Source organism: Halobacterium sp. CBA1126 (assembly GCF_009741975.1).
In the GTDB taxonomy this organism is placed as follows: domain Archaea; phylum Halobacteriota; class Halobacteria; order Halobacteriales; family Halobacteriaceae; genus Halobacterium.
The window spans coordinates 1-15,976 of the sequence record NZ_WPCF01000059.1 but is presented as its reverse complement, the minus strand read 5'-3'; the positions used below and the strand labels follow the sequence as shown (position 1 = coordinate 15,976).

General features: G+C 70.7%; 13 protein-coding genes and 3 pseudogenes. 7 read left to right on the top strand and 9 right to left on the bottom strand.

Annotated features, from left to right (window positions below; all coding sequences use genetic code 11):
* The 3 genes and pseudogenes from GJ634_RS09490 to GJ634_RS09480 all read left to right on the top strand — a co-directional run.
* A pseudogene (locus GJ634_RS09490) lies at positions 1 to 1,408 on the top strand (DNA topoisomerase VI subunit B); the annotation flags it as partial.
* Positions 1,405 to 2,513: pseudogene (locus GJ634_RS09485) on the top strand (DNA topoisomerase IV subunit A). The pseudogenes GJ634_RS09490 and GJ634_RS09485, both read left to right, overlap by 4 nt.
* 56 nt (positions 2,514 to 2,569) lie before the next feature.
* Entirely contained in the window at positions 2,570 to 3,754 is a 1,185-nt protein-coding gene (locus tag GJ634_RS09480; protein ID WP_157502467.1) for a nitrate/nitrite transporter, read from the top strand.
* Here the strand turns inward: GJ634_RS09480 and GJ634_RS09475 are convergent.
* The 3 genes and pseudogenes from GJ634_RS09475 to ligA form a co-directional block, all read right to left on the bottom strand.
* Positions 3,751 to 4,531, bottom strand: a pseudogene (locus GJ634_RS09475) (HAD-IIA family hydrolase). The gene GJ634_RS09480 and the pseudogene GJ634_RS09475 sit on opposite strands and share 4 nt — an antisense overlap.
* A gap of 40 nt (positions 4,532 to 4,571) precedes the next feature.
* Positions 4,572 to 4,790, bottom strand: a complete 219-nt coding sequence (locus tag GJ634_RS09470; protein WP_157502466.1) for a DUF1328 domain-containing protein — start codon at positions 4,788 to 4,790, stop codon at positions 4,572 to 4,574.
* Positions 4,791 to 4,853: 63 nt separating this feature from the next.
* Complete coding sequence (gene ligA / locus GJ634_RS09465) at positions 4,854 to 6,521, bottom strand: ATP-dependent DNA ligase LigA (RefSeq protein ID WP_157502465.1); 1,668 nt, start codon at positions 6,519 to 6,521, stop codon at positions 4,854 to 4,856.
* A gap of 95 nt (positions 6,522 to 6,616) precedes the next feature.
* Between ligA and GJ634_RS09460 the strand changes: the two genes are divergently transcribed.
* Positions 6,617 to 8,149 carry a hypothetical protein gene (locus tag GJ634_RS09460; protein WP_157502464.1) on the top strand — a complete coding sequence of 511 codons (1,533 nt, stop codon included), beginning with the start codon at positions 6,617 to 6,619 and terminating at the stop codon, positions 8,147 to 8,149.
* Positions 8,150 to 8,189: 40 nt separating this feature from the next.
* Here GJ634_RS09460 and psmB read toward each other — a convergent pair whose 3' ends face one another.
* Entirely contained in the window at positions 8,190 to 8,921 is a 732-nt protein-coding gene (gene psmB, locus GJ634_RS09455) for an archaeal proteasome endopeptidase complex subunit beta (protein ID WP_157502463.1), read from the bottom strand.
* Between the two features lie 96 nt (positions 8,922 to 9,017).
* Positions 9,018 to 9,185: a hypothetical protein gene (locus tag GJ634_RS15510; RefSeq protein WP_197425472.1), complete on the bottom strand. Its 168-nt coding sequence runs from the start codon at positions 9,183 to 9,185 to the stop codon at positions 9,018 to 9,020.
* A 253-nt stretch (positions 9,186 to 9,438) separates the two neighbouring features.
* Here GJ634_RS15510 and GJ634_RS09450 point away from each other — a divergent pair, with 253 nt between their 5' ends.
* On the top strand, positions 9,439 to 9,807 hold the full coding sequence (locus tag GJ634_RS09450) for a DUF555 domain-containing protein (RefSeq protein WP_157502462.1): 369 nt from the start codon (positions 9,439 to 9,441) through the stop codon (positions 9,805 to 9,807).
* Between the two features lie 47 nt (positions 9,808 to 9,854).
* A complete protein-coding gene (locus tag GJ634_RS09445) occupies positions 9,855 to 10,394 on the top strand; it encodes a CBS domain-containing protein (RefSeq protein ID WP_157502461.1) in 540 nt (179 codons plus the stop codon).
* Here the strand turns inward: GJ634_RS09445 and purM are convergent.
* The 3 genes from purM to GJ634_RS09430 are packed head-to-tail and all read right to left on the bottom strand — an operon-like array spanning position 10,391 to position 13,526.
* The gene (gene purM, locus GJ634_RS09440; protein ID WP_157502460.1) at positions 10,391 to 11,377 is read right to left on the bottom strand and encodes a phosphoribosylformylglycinamidine cyclo-ligase; all 987 of its coding nucleotides are present in this window, start codon (positions 11,375 to 11,377) and stop codon (positions 10,391 to 10,393) included. The genes GJ634_RS09445 and purM overlap by 4 nt on opposite strands.
* Positions 11,378 to 11,430: 53 nt before the next feature.
* Positions 11,431 to 12,024: a metalloprotease gene (locus tag GJ634_RS09435; protein ID WP_331714086.1), complete on the bottom strand. Its 594-nt coding sequence runs from the start codon at positions 12,022 to 12,024 to the stop codon at positions 11,431 to 11,433.
* Positions 12,021 to 13,526 carry a TraB/GumN family protein gene (locus GJ634_RS09430; RefSeq protein ID WP_157502459.1) on the bottom strand — a complete coding sequence of 502 codons (1,506 nt, stop codon included), beginning with the start codon at positions 13,524 to 13,526 and terminating at the stop codon, positions 12,021 to 12,023. Before GJ634_RS09430 ends, GJ634_RS09435 begins: the two co-directional genes overlap by 4 nt.
* Positions 13,527 to 13,629: 103 nt before the next feature.
* On the opposite strand from GJ634_RS09430, the gene GJ634_RS09425 reads away from it, so the two are divergent.
* Positions 13,630 to 14,085, top strand: coding sequence for an acyl-CoA thioesterase (locus tag GJ634_RS09425; protein WP_157502458.1), 456 nt, complete (start codon positions 13,630 to 13,632; stop codon positions 14,083 to 14,085).
* On the opposite strand, the gene GJ634_RS09420 is transcribed toward GJ634_RS09425, so the two are convergent.
* A complete protein-coding gene (locus GJ634_RS09420; protein ID WP_197425471.1) occupies positions 14,086 to 15,762 on the bottom strand; it encodes a histidine kinase N-terminal 7TM domain-containing protein in 1,677 nt (558 codons plus the stop codon). It abuts the gene before it with no gap.
* Positions 15,763 to 15,976: the final 214 nt, after the last annotated feature.

Sequence of the window (15,976 nt, the reverse complement as noted above, 5' to 3'; positions counted from 1 at the left end):
GTTCGCCGAGCGCGTCGCGGACGCCGTCGAAGACGCCGACGCCGTCGCGTACTCCGAACTCGAAGCGCTCGTTGCGGACGCCGCCGCCGAAGCCGAAGAGTCCTCGGGGACGACGTTCGGCGGCACCGTGCAGGAGCACGTCGTCGACGCGGTCTGGGACGCGCTCACCGAGGACCGCGCGGCCGACGTGTTCGTCGCGGTCGACGCGGCGACGACCACCCAGAAGGACGACGCGACCGTGCGCGGACTGGCCGAGCGCGTCGCCGACAAGTTCGGCGAGGACACGCCCCGAGACCGCGTGACCCGCGACGAACTCGCGGAGTTCGTCTACCGCGCCGCCGAGATGACCGAGGAGGTCGAGGACGCAACCGTCGGCGACACCGCCCGCGAGAACGTCGTCGAGGAGCTCTGGACGGACATGGCGACCGTCCCCGACGACCCGCCGAAGACGAAGGACGTCGCGGGCGACCGCGACACCGCCAGCGAGCTGCTGGCGGCGATGGAGAGCGTCGACGTGATGGCGCCGCCGACCTCGTGTCTCTCCCCCATCAAGGCCGACCTCGTAGAGGCCGGCCTCCGGAAGGAGTTCGACGCGGAGTTCTACTCGGCGGCCACCCGGGACGCCGAAGTCCACGGCGGCGACCCGTTCATCGTCGAGGCCGGCATCGCGTACGGCGGCGAGCTCGAGGACCAGGGCGGCGTCGACCTGCTGCGGTTCGCGAACCGCGTGCCGCTGGTCTACCAGCGCGGCGCCTGCGCGACCACGAACGTCGTGAAGGACATCGGCTGGCGGAACTACAACCTCGACCAGCCCGGCGGTAGCGGCCTCCCGCAGGGCCCCGCGGTCATCATGGTCCACGTCGCGTCGACGAACGTGCCGTTCACCAGCGAGTCCAAGGACGCCGTCGCGTCCGTGGAGGAGATCGAGGACGAGATCGAGCTCGCGGTCCGCGAAGCCGCCCGCGACCTCAAGTCCTTCCTGAACAAGCGCCAGTCGATGCGCAAGCGCCAGCAGAAGCAGAACGTCATCATGGACATCCTCCCGACGATGGCGGAGAAGGTCTCCGAGATGACGGGCAACGGCGACCTCGACGTCGAGGACTCGCTGGCGCGCATCATGAACAACGTCCTCGTCGAGCGCGAGTACGACGGCGGCGACGTGACGCTGCGCGTGGAGAACCACGGCAGCACGGCCGCCGACGTCGACGTCACGGACATCGTCACCGCCGAGCCCGCCGACGCCTCCGACGGCAGCGTCGTGGAGATGGACGGCGAGTGGTTCGTGAAGTGGTCGCCGTCGGTCGCCGGCGGCGACGCCGAGGAGCTGACGTACAGCGTGCCGGACGACGCGGAGTTCGACCTCTCCGTACAGGGCGTCGAGGACGCCCGCCTCACTGTCAACGAATGAGCGACGCAAACACCCCAGACACACCGAAGGGCGACGACGCCCGCGACCAGCTCGTCGAGCTGGCCGAACAGTTCTACGACCAGTTCGAGCGCGGCGACGTCCCGAAGATGACGCTGCCGACGCGCTCGAAGTCCAACATCGAGTACGACCCGGACGCCGACGTGTGGGTGTACGGCGACCGCACGAGCACGCGGTCGGCGAACTCCGTGCGCGGCGCCCGGAAGCTCCTGAAGTCCGTCTACACCATCGACTTCCTCGCCCAGCAGCTCGACGAGAACCGCTCGTCGACGCTGCGTGAGCTGTACTACCTCTCCGAGTCGTGGGACGAGGAGGAGGCCCAGTTCAACGACCAGAGCGAGTCCGACAAGCTCGTCGAGGACCTCGAGATCGTCTCCGGCGTGAAGCGCGAGGATTTCCACATGCGCCCCGAGGAGTCCGGCGCGAAGGTGATGGGGCCGCTGCGCATCCGCGAGCAGACCAACCGCGGCGACCGCGAGATCCACTGCCAGGACGACGTCGGGCAGGGCGGCTACCAGATTCCGAACAACCCCGACACCATCGAGTTCCTCGACTGCGACGCGGAGTTCGTGATGTGCGTGGAGACCGGCGGGATGCGCGACCGCCTCGTGGAGAACGGTTTCGACGACGAGTACGACTGCCTCGTCGTCCACCTCGCGGTCAGCCCGCGCGGGCGACCCGCCGGCTCACCAAGCGCCTCCACGACGAACTCGACCTCCCCATCACCGTGTTCACTGACGGCGACCCGTGGTCGTACCGCATCTTCGGCTCCGTCTCGTACGGCTCCATCAAGTCCGCGCACCTCTCGGAGTACCTCGCCACGCCGGCGGCGCAGTTCGTCGGCATCCGCCCGCAGGACATCGTCGACTACGACCTGCCGACGGACCCGCTGTCCGACTCGGACGTGAACGCCCTCGAGTCCGAACTCGAGGACCCGCGGTTCCAGAGCGACTTCTGGACCGAGCAGATCGAGCTCCAGCTCGATATCGACAAGAAGGCCGAACAGCAGGCGCTGGCGTCCCGCGGGCTTGACTTCGTCACCGACACCTACCTCCCCGAGCGCCTCGACGAGATGGGCGTCCTGTAGCGGTCCCGTCTTGCCGCCGGGGACAGCGACTTGTCCCTGCGGCCCGCGTCGCCGGTATGGACTCCCGCCCGGCGCTCTCCGAGCACCCGGTCGTGGTCGTCGGCGTCCTCGCGACGGCCCTCGCCTCGGGCGCCTACGAGATCGTGCCCGCGAGCACGACGCCCGTGCTCGCCGACCAGCTCGGCGCCACCCCCGCGGCGGTGAACTGGCTCGTCAGCGTGATGCTCGGCGTCGCCGTCGTCGCCAGCCTTCCCGCGGGCGCGGTCGTCGACCGGTTCGGCGCGCCCCGGAGCTTCGCGCTCGCGACCGCGTTCTTCCTCGTCGGCGGCGTCGCGAGCTGGCAGTTCGCCCGGCAGGGCGCCTACTGGCCGGTGCTGTGGGCCCGGGTGGTGGCGGGACTGGGCTTCGTGCTCTTCTGGAACACCGGCCTCACGGTCTTCGGGCAGTTCCGGAACGCCGCCACCGCGACCGGCCTCTACACCGCTAGCGGCCCCATCGGGTTCGCCGTCGGCCACCTCACCGGCCCGACGCTCGTCGCCGAGTTCGGCACCGCCTCCGTCTTCCTCGCGTACCCGCTACTGCTGGTGCCCGCGCTCGCCGCCATCCTCCTCCGCTGGGACGACGCGCTCGCCGGCGGCGGCACCGGCGAAGTGCCCGCGCTCCGTGGCGTGCTCGCGGTCGCGCGGAACCGCGCGGTCCTGCTCGTCTGCGCGCTCGGGTTCGTCTCGTACTCGCTGTACCTCTTCGTGAACAGCTGGGTGCCGACGTACCTCACCACCGAGCTGTCGCTGTCGCTCGCGCAAAGCGGCGCGCTCACCGCGACGTTCCCCCTGCTGGGGGCCGCCGCGCGCGCCAGCGGCGGCGTCGTCACCGACCGGCTGTTCGGCGGCCGCGCCCGCCCGGTCGTGCTCGCGTCGCTGGTCGTCTCCGGAATCACGCTCGTCGGCATCGCGGCCTCCTCGACGTACCTCGTCGTCGCCGCGTTCCTGCTCGTCGGCGGCTACTTCGTGCAGCTGAGCCTCGGGCTCTTCTTCAGCGTCGTCCCGCGGACCGTCGACGACGACAGCGTCACCACCGCGGTCGCGCTGCTCACGAGCGTCGGGCTGTTCGGCGCGTTCAGCGCGCCGCTGGTCGCCGGCGAGCTGATTCAGGCGACCGGCTCGTACGCCGCCGCGTTCGGCTACGCGCTCGCGCTCACGGTCGCCGGGTTCGTCCTCGCCGCGCCGTACTTCCACGACTAACCGACCAGGTCGGGGACGTCGGCCAGCGAGTCGCAGACGTAGTCCGGCTGGACGTCGCTGTCCGCGAGGTCGGCGTCGCCGCTGACGCCCGTCCGCACGAGCACCGTCGTCATCCCCGTCCGTTCGCCCATCGCGACGTCGGTGTCGAGGCGGTCGCCGACGAGCACGCAGTCCTCGCTCGGGACGCCGAGCCGGTCGGCCGCGAGGCGCGCGGTCGTCGCGGACGGCTTCCCCAGGACTGCGTCCGGCTCGCGCCCGGTGACGCCCGCGACGGCCCGGATGATGGCGCCCGACCCCGGGATTGGGCCGTCCTCGCCGGGAATCGTGCGGTCGCGGTCCGTGCCGACGAACGCCGTCTCGTCGCCGAGCGCGTCAAGGGCGGCCTGCAGGTCGCGGTAGTGGAACTCCCGGTCGAAGCCCGCGACGACCACCTCGGCGGTCGCGGGGTCGTCGGTCAGCGACACGTCCGCGGCCCGCAGCTGGTCGACGATCGAGGACTCCGCGATGGGGAACGTCGCCGCCCCGTCGTGCCGTTCGCGGAGGTACGCGACCGTCGCGGCGGTCGACGTGAGCACGTCGTCGGCGGTCGCGTCGACGCCCAGTTCGGTGAGCCGCGCGGCGTACTCGCCGGCCGGCACCGTCGGGTTGTTCGTCAGGAAGAGCACGCGCTCGAGGCGCCCCCGGAGCGCGGCCACGGCGTCGGCGGCCCCGGGGAGGAGCCGTCTCGCCGCGGAGGACGGTGCCGTCGAGGTCCACGACGGCGCCACGGACGTTCATACGCCCACGTGGCGCGCCGGCGTGTTCAACGCACCGCCGCCTACAGGAAGAACGAGACGACCGCGAGCACGAGGAACACGAGCACCAGCCACTTCGCGATGGTGGCGCTGACGCCGGCGACGCCGCGGGCGCCCAGTATCGCGGCGACGACCGCGAGCACGAGGAAGATCACCGCGAGTTCGAGGAAGCCGCCGCCCGTCGACAGCGCGGGCCAGCCGAACTTCGCGCCCGCCGTCCACCCGATGAGTGTGGTCGTCATACCGGGTCGACGGCCGCCGGGGGTATTGTTAGCCGCCGCGCGCGAGCGGTAAGCCCACCGTACTCAGCCCTGCCGGTCGGCGAGCCGTTCGACGCGCTCGATGGTGTCGGCGTCCTCCGGGGGTTTGTCCTCGCGGACGGTGACGAACCGCGGGAACCGCAGCGCGTAGCCCGACTCGTAGGTCGGCGACGTCTGGATCTCCTCGTAGCCGACCTCGAAGACGACCGCGGGCTCGAGGTCGACCTCCTGGCCGTCCTCCGCGCGGACGTGCGGTTCGAGGAGCGCCGTCAGGTCCGCGAGTTCCTCGTCCGTGATGCCCGTCGCCACCTTCCCGATGGTCTCGAACTCGCCGGTCGCCTCGTCGCGGGCCGACAGCAGGAACGTCCCGAGGAACGACGCCCGGCGCCCCTCGCCCCACTCGGCGCCCGTCACCACCAAATCGAGGGTCTCCACGTCGGGCTTGCGCTTCAGCCAGTGCTTCCCGCGGTCGCCGGGCGTGTACGCCGCGTACGGGTCCTTCAGCATGATGCCCTCGTGGCCCGCTTCGAGGGCGTCCTCCTCGAAGGCCGCAATCTCGTCGGCGTCCTCGGTCACCAGAATCTCGGAGACCGCGGACTCGTCGTCGACGACCGCCCGGAGGCGCTCGTGGCGCTCGCGGAACGGCTCGTCCAGCAGGTCCTCCCCGCCCGCGTGCAGGCAGTCGAAGGCGTGCAGTTCGACGCGAATCTCGTCGCGCATCTCCGCGACGTCGTGCTTGCGGCGGAACCGCTTCAGGATCTCCTGGAACGGGAGCGGGCTGCCGTCGTCGTCGACCGCGACCGCCTCCCCGTCCAGGATTACGGGCGCCTCGACGTGCTCCTCGACGAACTCCACGAGCTCCGGGAGCGCGTCCGTGACGTCCTCCATGTTCCGGGAGTACAGCGACACCTCCTCGCCGTCCCAGTGGACCTGGACGCGCGCGCCGTCGAACTTCGTCTCCACGGCCGCTTCCTCCCACTCTTCGAGGGCGTCGGTGACGGTGCCGGCCTGCGCGAGCATCGCCTGCACGGGCCGCCCGACTTCGAGGTGCATCGCGTCGAGGCCTTCTTCGCCGTCGTCGCGGGCGGTCTCCGCGACGAGCCCGTAGTCGTTCGACACCTGGAGCGCGCGCTCCGTGGACTCGACGGCGACATCGAACGCCTCCGCGATGGCGTCCCGGACCGCGCCCTCGCCGACGCCGATGCGCATCTCCCCGAGCACGAGCCGCGCGAGGTAGCGGGCCTCCTCGCCCGAGCAGTCGTTGAACAGCCCGAACAGCAGGGTGACCTTCTCGTCCTGGCTGCCGTCTCCCTCGGCGGCCGCCAGTGCCCGCAGGTCCGCGTACACGTCCGCGACCGACAGGCCGTCGTCGCCGCCCTCCGCCGCGAACGCGCCCAGTCCCGCCTGTCCGCCGAGGTCGAGGTTCGCCGCCACCTCGCCGATGTCGCCGGTCTCCGCGAGCCGGGCTTCGACGTCGTCGACGCTGACGTTCGTCGCCGCCGCGCGCGCCAGTGCCTCGTAGCAGAGCCGCGGGCCGACGTCCAGTTTCGTCTCCGAGTGCGCGGGGAACACCCGGCCCTGCACGAACCGCGCGACGACCGCGAGGTCGTCGCCGGCCTCCGCGAACAGGGCCGCGACCTTCGCGACGACGTCGAGGTCCGCGTCCGTCGCCTCGACGTCGGCGGCGTGCGCGGCGAACGAGCGGAATTCCATTACCGTCCGGTAGCCAGCACCCGCAGTTAAAACGCGCGAACCGCGGCCGGCCCACCCACCGCGCTTATTAAGGGCGGGGCGACAAACCCCACTCCATGACAGGCCCGGACCTCGTGGAGCGAGTGCACGACGTGCTCGACGTGGACGCCGAGGCGTTCCAACAGCAGGTCCGCGAGGACGCCGAGGTCGTGAAAGCCGAGATCGCCGCGGGCACGTTCGACAACCCGCAGGCCATCGTCGGCCTCGAGTACGAGTTCTACGCGGTCAACGACGAGGGGTCGCTGGCGCGCGTGCCGCGCCGCGTCCTCGAGTTCGTCGGCTTCGAGAAGGAACTCGGGCTCCACAACGCGGAGATGACGACGAGCCCCCAGCCGCTGAACGAGCACGGACTGCGCGCACAGGAGACGGAGGTGCGGGCGAACCTCGACGCCGCCGAGGAGCCGATGGACGCGGAGGGGCTGCACCTCGTCAGCGACGGCATGTGGACGATTCCGCCGGAGGGCGAGACCGCCCGCGACTACCTCACGAACAGCGTCTCCCGGGAGGGCGTCGAGATCGCGACGAACATGTCGGCGTCCGCGCGCTACCACGCGATGGCGAACACCGACCAGCCCGCGGGCATGCGACTGGACGCCCCGCACGTCTCCCTGGAGGCGGACACCGTGATGCCGGAGGCGCTCATCACGTCCATCCAGCCCCACTACCAGGTCCCGCAGGCCGTCGACCTGCCGACGTACTTCCGGTACGCGCTCCGGTTCGCGGCGCCGCTTCTGGCGCTCTGCGTGAACTCCCCGGTCTTCCCGCCGGACCTCTACGACGAGGACGCCACGCCCGAGGAGATCCTCGTCGACGGCTGGCAGGAGTCCCGCATCGACGTCTTCGAGTCCGTGCTGAACGTCCCCGGCGAGCGGCAGAAGGTCCGGTTCCCCGAGGACTTCGAGAGCGTCGAGGACGCCGTCGACCGGGTCGCCGAGGACAACACCATCGTCCCGATGCCGGTGTCCGACGGCGGCCGCTTCGACGACGAGTTCGCGCACTGGCGGCGCAAACACGGCACGTTCTGGCGGTGGGTGCGGCCGGTGTTCGGCGGCGCCTCGAAGGAGGACGCCAACGCCCGCATCGAGTTCCGGCCCATCGCCGGCCAGCCGACGGTGCGGGACACCATCGCGGTGCAGGCGGCGTTCGCGGGGCTGCTGGAGAACCTCCCGCGGACCGAACACCCGCTGTACGACCTCGACTGGGAGACCGCCCGCGAGAGCTTCTACGACGCCGCGCGCAACGGCCTCGACGCGGACCTCGCGTGGCTGACCAGCGACGGCGACCGCGTCACCGACACCACCGACATCTACGCGGACCTCTTCGAGCAGGCGGAAGCCGGCCTGCGGCGCCGCGGGCTCTCGAACGAGCAGGCCGCGAAGTACCTGTGGCCGCTCCGCCAGCGCGCCCGCCACGAGATCACGCCCGCGTCGTGGAAGCGCGACCGCATCCGGAGCGCGCTCTACGACGGCAACTCCTTCGAGAACGCCGTGTACGCGATGCAGTGCGAGTACATCGAGAACCAGCGCGAGACGCTCCTCGACGGGAGCTTCGCTGACTGGCTCGGGCGGGGCGACGGGCTCGACGACTAGCGGGGCGCCGAGAGTCGGAGAGAGAGAAGAACGGCGGCCGTTACAGGACGTCGTCGACGTCCTTGTGGCCGATGATTTCGACGTTCTCGCGGGTGATCTTCGTGACGTGGATGCCGTTACCGGAGGCGGTGTCGCGCTCGCTGGCGGAGTCGATGGCCTGCGCGGCGACGGTGACGGCCTCGTCGGTGGTGAGGTCCTCGCTGAACTCCTGTTCGAGGACGCCGAGCGCGTACGGCATCCCGGAGCCCTGCGCGGTGTAGTTGTCCGACAGCGAACTCCCCGAGGGGTCGAGGCTGTAGACGTGGCCGCCGTCGTCGTCGACGCCGCCGAGGATGGGGACGACGCGGAAGAACGGGCCGCCGCGGAGGAGGTTCGACGCCATGGTGGCGAGCGCGTTGACGGACATGTACTCGCCGCGACGGGCCTCGTAGAGGTTCGCCTCGGCGCGCAGCGAGCGGATGAAGCTCTGGGCGCCGCCGACGGAGCCGGACATCGAGAGCGCGGCGTTCGGCTGGATCTCCTCGACCTTCTGGACGTCCTTGTTGGAGACGACGCGGCCGCCGAGGCTCGCGCGCATGTCGGAGGCCATCACGACGCCGTCCTGCGTGGTGAGGCCGACGATGGTGGTGCCGGTCTTGTTCACGTACTCGTCGTCCGCGCCCGAGCGGTCGCCGTCGGGGAGGGAGCCGACTTCCGGCTCGTAGGGGTTCTGGGTGCCGCCGAACCGTGCCTGGTTCCGGGCGAACTCCGAGCCCTCGTTGCTGTCGAACATTACCAGACGTTACCAGTCCGGGACTGATAAAACCATCTTTTCCGGGGATTCGCGACGCGGGAGAATCGAGCGGTAGCGGCCGTCTACGCTGCGTCTTCAGTTCGCCGCGCGGTAGGCGCGCTCGGTGCGCTCGACGAGCTTCCGGACCGGGAGCGTGACGCCGGCCTGCCGGGCGACCAGCGCGACGGGCAGCAACGCGATGCCGAGGGCGAGGGCGGACTGGTACAGCGTGAACAGCGCGAGTCGGGTGGTGCGGTCGAGCATCGGGATGGTGACGGCTCAGGACACACCCGCACAAGTACTTTCCGGTGCGTCGGGCCGGACAAACTCGCCGCAGTCGTGCGGTTTTCGATTTCGGCGGTTCCGGCCCGCCGGGGACCCTCGAATCCCGTAGCGAGCCGTAGCGGTGCCGTCGCTGTGCCGACACCACGCCGTAAGTTATGGCGTGGTTTCGAGTCACGTCCGCCCGAGGCGGCCAAACCACAAAGCACGACATTCCGCGCCGCGTTGAACGAGTATGAGCAACTACGTCGTTGCGATGGAGGCCGCGTGGCTGGTGCGTGACGTCGAGAACTCCGACGACGCCATCGGCGTCGCCGTGAGCGAAGCCGGCAAGCGACTGAACGACCAGGACCTCGACTACGTGGAAGTCGAGGCCGGCGTCACGACCTGTCCGGCGTGCGCCGAGCCGCTGGACGCGGCGTTCCTCGCGGCGAACACCGCGCTCGTCGGGCTCGTCCTCGAGCTCACCGTCTTCAACGCGGACAGCGAGGAGCACGCCGAGCGCATCGCGAAGAGCGAGGTCGGCGGCGCGCTCCGCGACGTCCCCCTCGAGGTCATCGAGGTCATCGAGGAGGACGAGGGCGGCGAGTCGAACCGCGAGTAACCGTACCCTCCCGAACCTTTATCAATAACTGTCGGTTATTGCGGCGTATGCGTTTGCCGACGCCGAAGGACCTGCGCGAACGGCGGACCTCGCTGGAACTCACGCAGAGCGAGCTCGCCGAGCGCGCGGGCGTCTCACAGCCGCTCATCGCCCGCATCGAGGGCGGGGACGTCGACCCCCGCCTGTCCACGCTGCGCCGCATCGTCGAGGCGCTGGACGAGGCCGAGGGCGACGTCGTGCGCGCGAAGACGCTGATGCACGAGGACGTCGTCAGCGTCGCGCCCGACGACGCCGTCAGCGACGCCGTCCAGAAGATGCAGGACGCCGGCTACTCCCAGCTCCCGGTCATCACGAACGGCGTCCCCGTGGGCTCCATCAGCGACAGCGACGTGGTCCACGCCGGCGAGGACGTCGGCGAACACCCCGTGCGGGACGTGATGAGCGAGAGCTTCCCCACCGTCTCCGAGGACGCCACGCTCGACGAGATCTCGAGCCTGCTGGACCACTACAAGGCCGTCATGGTCACCCACGACGGCGCGACCGTCGGCATCATCACGCAGGCCGACGTCGCTGCGCGGCTCAGTTAGAGCGACAGGCCGCGGATCTCCACGCTCGACTCGTCGCCGTCGGCGACTTCGCCGATTCGCTCGCCGTCGGTCGCGTCGATTAGCGCGTCGGCGTCCGCGGGGTCGACCGCGACCACGAACCCGGTGCCCATGTTGAACGTGCGGTGCATCTCCTCGTCGCCGACGTTGCCCGCGTCCCGCACGAACGCGAAGACGTCTTGCGCGGGCAGCGGATCCGTCACGTCGTAGCGGTACTCTCCCATGCGTTCGAGGTTCGTCCACCCGCCCCCGGTGACGTGGGCGGCGGCGTGCACGTCGTATTCGTGCAGCGCATCGAGCAGGTAGGTGTAGATGCGGGTCGGCTCCAGCAGCGCCTCGCCCACCGTGTCGTAGTCGTCGCCGGGGAACGGCTCGTCGAAGCCGCCGGCTCGGGAGGCGGCCTCCCGGGCGAGCGTGAGGCCGTTCGAGTGGATGCCAGACGACGCGAACCCCACGAGCACGTCGCCCGCTTGCGCCTCCCCCGCGAGCAGGTCGTCGTCGGTCGCGAGTCCCGCCACGGTGCCCGCGAGGTCGAAGTCCTCGACGACCTCCGGCATCACCGCTGTCTCGCCGCCGACGAGCGCGACGCCGGCTTCTTCCGCGCCCGCGGCGAGCCCTTCGCCGAGTTCGGCGGCGCGGGCCTCGTCGGGCACGTCCACCGCGAGGTAGTCCACGAACGCCGCGGGTTCGACGCCCGCGGCCACGAGGTCGTTGACGTTCATCGCGATGCAGTCGATGCCCACCGTCGAGTAGTCCCCGAGGGCGACCGCCACGAGCAGTTTCGTGCCGACGCCGTCGGTCGCCAGCGCGAGGTACCGGTCGCCGACGTCCACGAGGCCCGCGTACTCGGTCGTGTCCCCGACCTCGGAGACGGCGCCGACCAGCGCCGCGGTCGCCGCCTCGCTGTCCTCGATGTCCACGCCCGCCTCGGCGTACGTGAGTTCGTCGTCGCTCCCGTCGCTCATACACGACCGTGCGCAACTCGGGGCGAAAAGCGTGCCGGTCTATGCGCGGACGACTATATCCCGAAGAACAGCAGCAGCGCCGGGCCGACGGTGATCGCCGCGGCCGCCGCGTACGCGGCCTTGTTCCAGCGCAGCACCGTCGCGCCGTCCAGCGGCCCGAACGGAATCATGTTGAACCCCGCCAGCAGGACGTTGATGAACAGGCCGCGCCACCCGATGGTCGGCGCCACCGTCAGCATCAGCGCCAGCGAGACGACGGCGAGCGCGACGTTCGTCAGCGCCCCCGCGACCGCGATGAGGCCGTGCTCGCGGGGCGTGATGCGGCCGCGGTGGTGGACCGCGCCCGGCGCCGCGAACAGGAACCCCGCGAAGCCGCCCGCGACGGCGAGCGCGAGCATTCCGAAGTCCGCGCGGAACTCCGCGTGCTGACCGAAGCGGACGGCGACGACCTTGTGCGCGAGCTCGTGCAGCAGGAACGCGACGCCGACGGTCGCCAGGCTCAGCGCGAACTCCTCGCGGAACCGCACGCTCGCCAGCACGTCCACGATCGTGGTCGCGGAGACGGGGACGTACAGCAGGCTGAACGCCAGCCCGAGCGCCAGCCACGCGACCGCGAGGTCCCGGAGCTCGCGGTTGCTGAAGTTCACCGTACCAGCCCCCAGACGGCGTCCGCGCTGTTCTGCGCGCCCCGCAGCATCGCGTCCGTGACCGCGCCCACGCTGTCGAAGGGCCCGCCGATGAGCGGCAACACGACGAACGGGAAGAGCACGCTCGCGACGATGCTCCCGACGTTCGTCATCGCGACGACCGCGATGAGCCGGAACAGCGGCACCTCGATCATCTGCCGGAGCAGGTCCAGAATCGGCGTCTCCTGGTCGTCCATGAGCTCGTTCAGCGTGCCGATGTCCGCGACCCGCACGGAGAGGTAGCGCAGTTCCACGTAGCCCGCGAACCAGCCGGGCGCGAGCAGGGGGTTGATGCTGGTCAGCCACGCCACCGCGCCGCCGACGCCCGCGCTCGTCCAGTGGGCGCCCGCGAGCTTCGCGGCGCCCATCGAGAGGACCCCATTGAAGAGAAACCACGCGCCGAACACCTGCAGCAGGACGGTGTTGTCGACGCCCGCCATCACCAGCAGCGCGAAGAAGACGAGGAAGCCCACGGTGATGAGCAGGCCGAAGACCCGGGCGACCGAGAACCGCCTGCTCCGCGTGCCCGTCAGCGACTCCATCGGCGGGAGCTCCTCGGGGTGCTCGAGGTAGTGCTCGACGCCCTCGCGGTGGCCCGCGCCGAGCACCGCGACGACGTGTTTGCCCTGCGCGCGCAGCGCGACGAGGTTGTGCGCGATGTAGGCGTCCCGCTCGTCGATGAGGGCCTCCGCGCCCGCGGGGCTGAACCGCCGGAACTCCTCCATCATCGCGGACACCACGTCGGCGTCCGTGAGGTCGTCCATCGAGAACTCCTCGACGTCCTCCTCGGGGGCGGCGCGCGCGAACAGCGCGACGAACACCGCGCCGAACACGAGCGCGCCGGCGCCCGCGAACAGCAGTGTCTCCGCCAGCCCCGACAGCACGACCAGCGCCGTCTCGACGACGCCGACGGTCGCCGGTGGTGGCGGGAGCAGGAACGGGCCGGCGACGAACTGCGCGACGACGCCGACGAGGAAGCCGACGAACGCCCCGAACCCCAGCCCGAGCGTGCGGCTGTCGGTCACCCCGAGCGCGAGTTCGCCGACCAGCCGGAGCTTCTCGACGCCGGTCATGCGCGCCCAGAAGCGCTGAATCGTCACCTGGATGTCGCGGTCGACGAGCGCAACGTCCGCGCCGATCCGCTCGGCGGCGTCGATGCCCGCCTTCATGTCCGCGCCCGGCTCGATGCCGAACTGGTCGCCGAGCCGCTTCTGGACGTACGACAGCAGCCAGTACGCCAGGAACTGGAACGCCATGCTCCCCTTCAGGAGGTCGCTGGCGTCGAGGTCCTCGGGCGCGTCGCCCTGCATCTGGCGGTAGCGCCCCTCGTCGAGTTCGACGGCGACCGTGTCGGGCTGCTCCGCCTCGACGACGCGCTCGACCTCCTCGACGCTGTCCGCGGAGACGTGGGCGGTCCCGACGACCCGAACCGACCCGTCGCTGGCCGCGGATTCCTCGCTCATTACCTCCACGTTAGTTGTGGCGGCCTTACGCTTGTCGGAAGGCGCTCTGCGGCGGTGTCGCCACTCGGAAGCATTCAAGCCGACTCGCGGAGAACCACGTCCCATGACAGAGCCGGCCCGCCTCATGGACTCCTACACGGAGATGACGGAGCTGCTCCTGCCGAACGACACGAACAACCTCGGCCGCGCGCTCGGGGGCGCCGTCCTCCACTGGATGGACATCTGCGCGGCCATCGCGTCGATGCGGTTCTCCGGCAAGCAGTGCGTCACCGCGTCGATGGACCACGTCGACTTCATCGCGCCCATCGAGATGGGCGAGGTCGCCGTCGTGGAGGCGTTCGTCTTCGACGTCGGCCGCTCCAGCATCGAGGTGAAAGTCGAGGTTCGCGCGGAGGACCCCGTGCAGGGGACCGAGCGCAAGACCACGACGTCGTTTTTCACGTTCGTCGCGCTCGACGACGACGGCAATCCGACGGAGGTGCCGCGGCTGGCCTGCGAGACGGAGGCCGAGGAAGCGCTCCGGGCGGACGCCCTCGAAGCCCACGCCGACCAGCAGTAGTCACGCGTCCAGCCGGGGGGCGTCGAGCGTGACGACGGCGCCGGTCGGCTCGTTGTCCGCGAACGTCACGCGGCCGCCGGCGATGTCCGCGCCCCAGTGGATCAGCCAGAGGCCGAGCCCGCTGGCGTGCTCGAGCTGGGTCTCGGTCCCGCGCTCGACGGCCGCGTACTCGCTCGCGTCGATGCCGGGGCCGTTGTCCGCGACGCGGATCTCGACGCGGCCGTCGGCCACCTCGACGCGACCCTCGACGCGGGGGTCGTCGCTCGCGTTGTGTTCGGCGGCGTTCTCGAGGACGTTCCAGACGACGGGCCGGAGCGTCCCGGGCACGCGGCAGTCCGCCGGGAGGTCGCCGACCTCGACGGCCACCTCGGGGAACGCCTCGCGGAGCCGCTCGACGCGGTCGCCGACCAGTTCCGCGACCGGCACCGGCTGCGGCGGGTCCCGCTCGCGTTCGAGGAGGTCGACGATGATTCGGGCCTTCTCGCCGAGGTCCCGGATTCGCTCCGTGCGCTCCTTGAGAATCTCGACGGCCTCGGCCTCGTCCTCGGAGGACGGCGACAGCTGGCCGGCGTACCCCAGAATCATCTGCGTGTCCGTCCGGATGTTGTGGCGGAACGCCCGGTTCAACACCTCGAGGCGCTGTTTCTGGCGGAGGTACTGGCTGACGTCGTGGAACGTCACGACCCGCCCGATGAACCGGTCGCGGACGTCGCGGATCGGCGTCACGGAGACGTCGAACGGTGTCTCGTCGCCGTCCACCGAGACGGTCGTCTGTTCGAGGCAGTCGTCGTCCAGCGACCCCAGCGACGGCAGCAGCTCCTCCACGGGCCGGCCGATCGCGGTGCGGCGGGGCTGGCCGAGCAGGCCCTGCGCGCTCTCGTTGGCGTCCACGACGTAGCCGTGGCTGTCGACGACGATTGCGGCGTCGTCCATCCGCTCGAAGACGAGCCGGCGCGCCCGCCAGTTCGGCGCGGGGCTGGCGCCGAACAGCCGGAACTGCGTGAGCGCGCCGAGGAAGGCGACGCCGGTCACCGCGAACGCGATGGGCGTCGGGTCGAACTCCGGGAGTGGGAGCGCGCCCGCGACCGACAGCAGGTTCGTCACCCACGGCGTCAGCGACCCGAACAGGAGGGCGGCGCTCTGCCCGCGGAACAGCGTCGCGTTGCTCCGGATGAGGTCGACCAGCGGGACGAACCCGAGCGCGCCGAGCACGTACGTGTACGCGGCTATCACCCAGTACCAGGGGCCGCCGGTGCGCTGGAGCAACACGAGGTCGCCGTACCGCGCGGTCGACGTCGACTGGTAGAGCAGGTCGTGGTACGGCGTCGTCGCCGCCAGCACCACGGTCACGACCGGAACGACGAACAGCGCCGCGACCACCCGCCGGCTGACGTACTCGTCGCGGCCGCTGTACGAGAGCGCGAACAGCAGCCACGCCACGGGGATGACGACGACGCCGACCCACTGGACCTCCGTCCAGAGGAGCTTCCGGGCCACCGAGTCCGCCTGCAGTTCGAACACGAGGAACGCCGCCCACCAGACGACGCCGCCGAGCATCAACACGAGCGCGGACGCCCCGGGTTCCGGTCGCTCCCGCCACGCGAGCAGGCCGGCGGCGAAGCTCACCGCGATGGTGACCAGCAACACCCCGGTCAGCAGTTGGGCGAGCGCGACCACTGGTTGTTCGAGAGGGCGCGCCCCACCGTAAAAGTCGTGCCGTCCCACGGTGGTCGCCGCGGCCGGCTACGCGAGCGCGGCCAGCGAGAGCGCGGCGGCGACCACGAGGTACTCGAGTTCGGGGGCGACGGTCAGCCAGTCGCGGTCCGCGGAGCGCGCGAGCAGGCTCGTGACGGCCACCGAGTAGACGAGGCCGACGCCGAGCGCGAGCGCG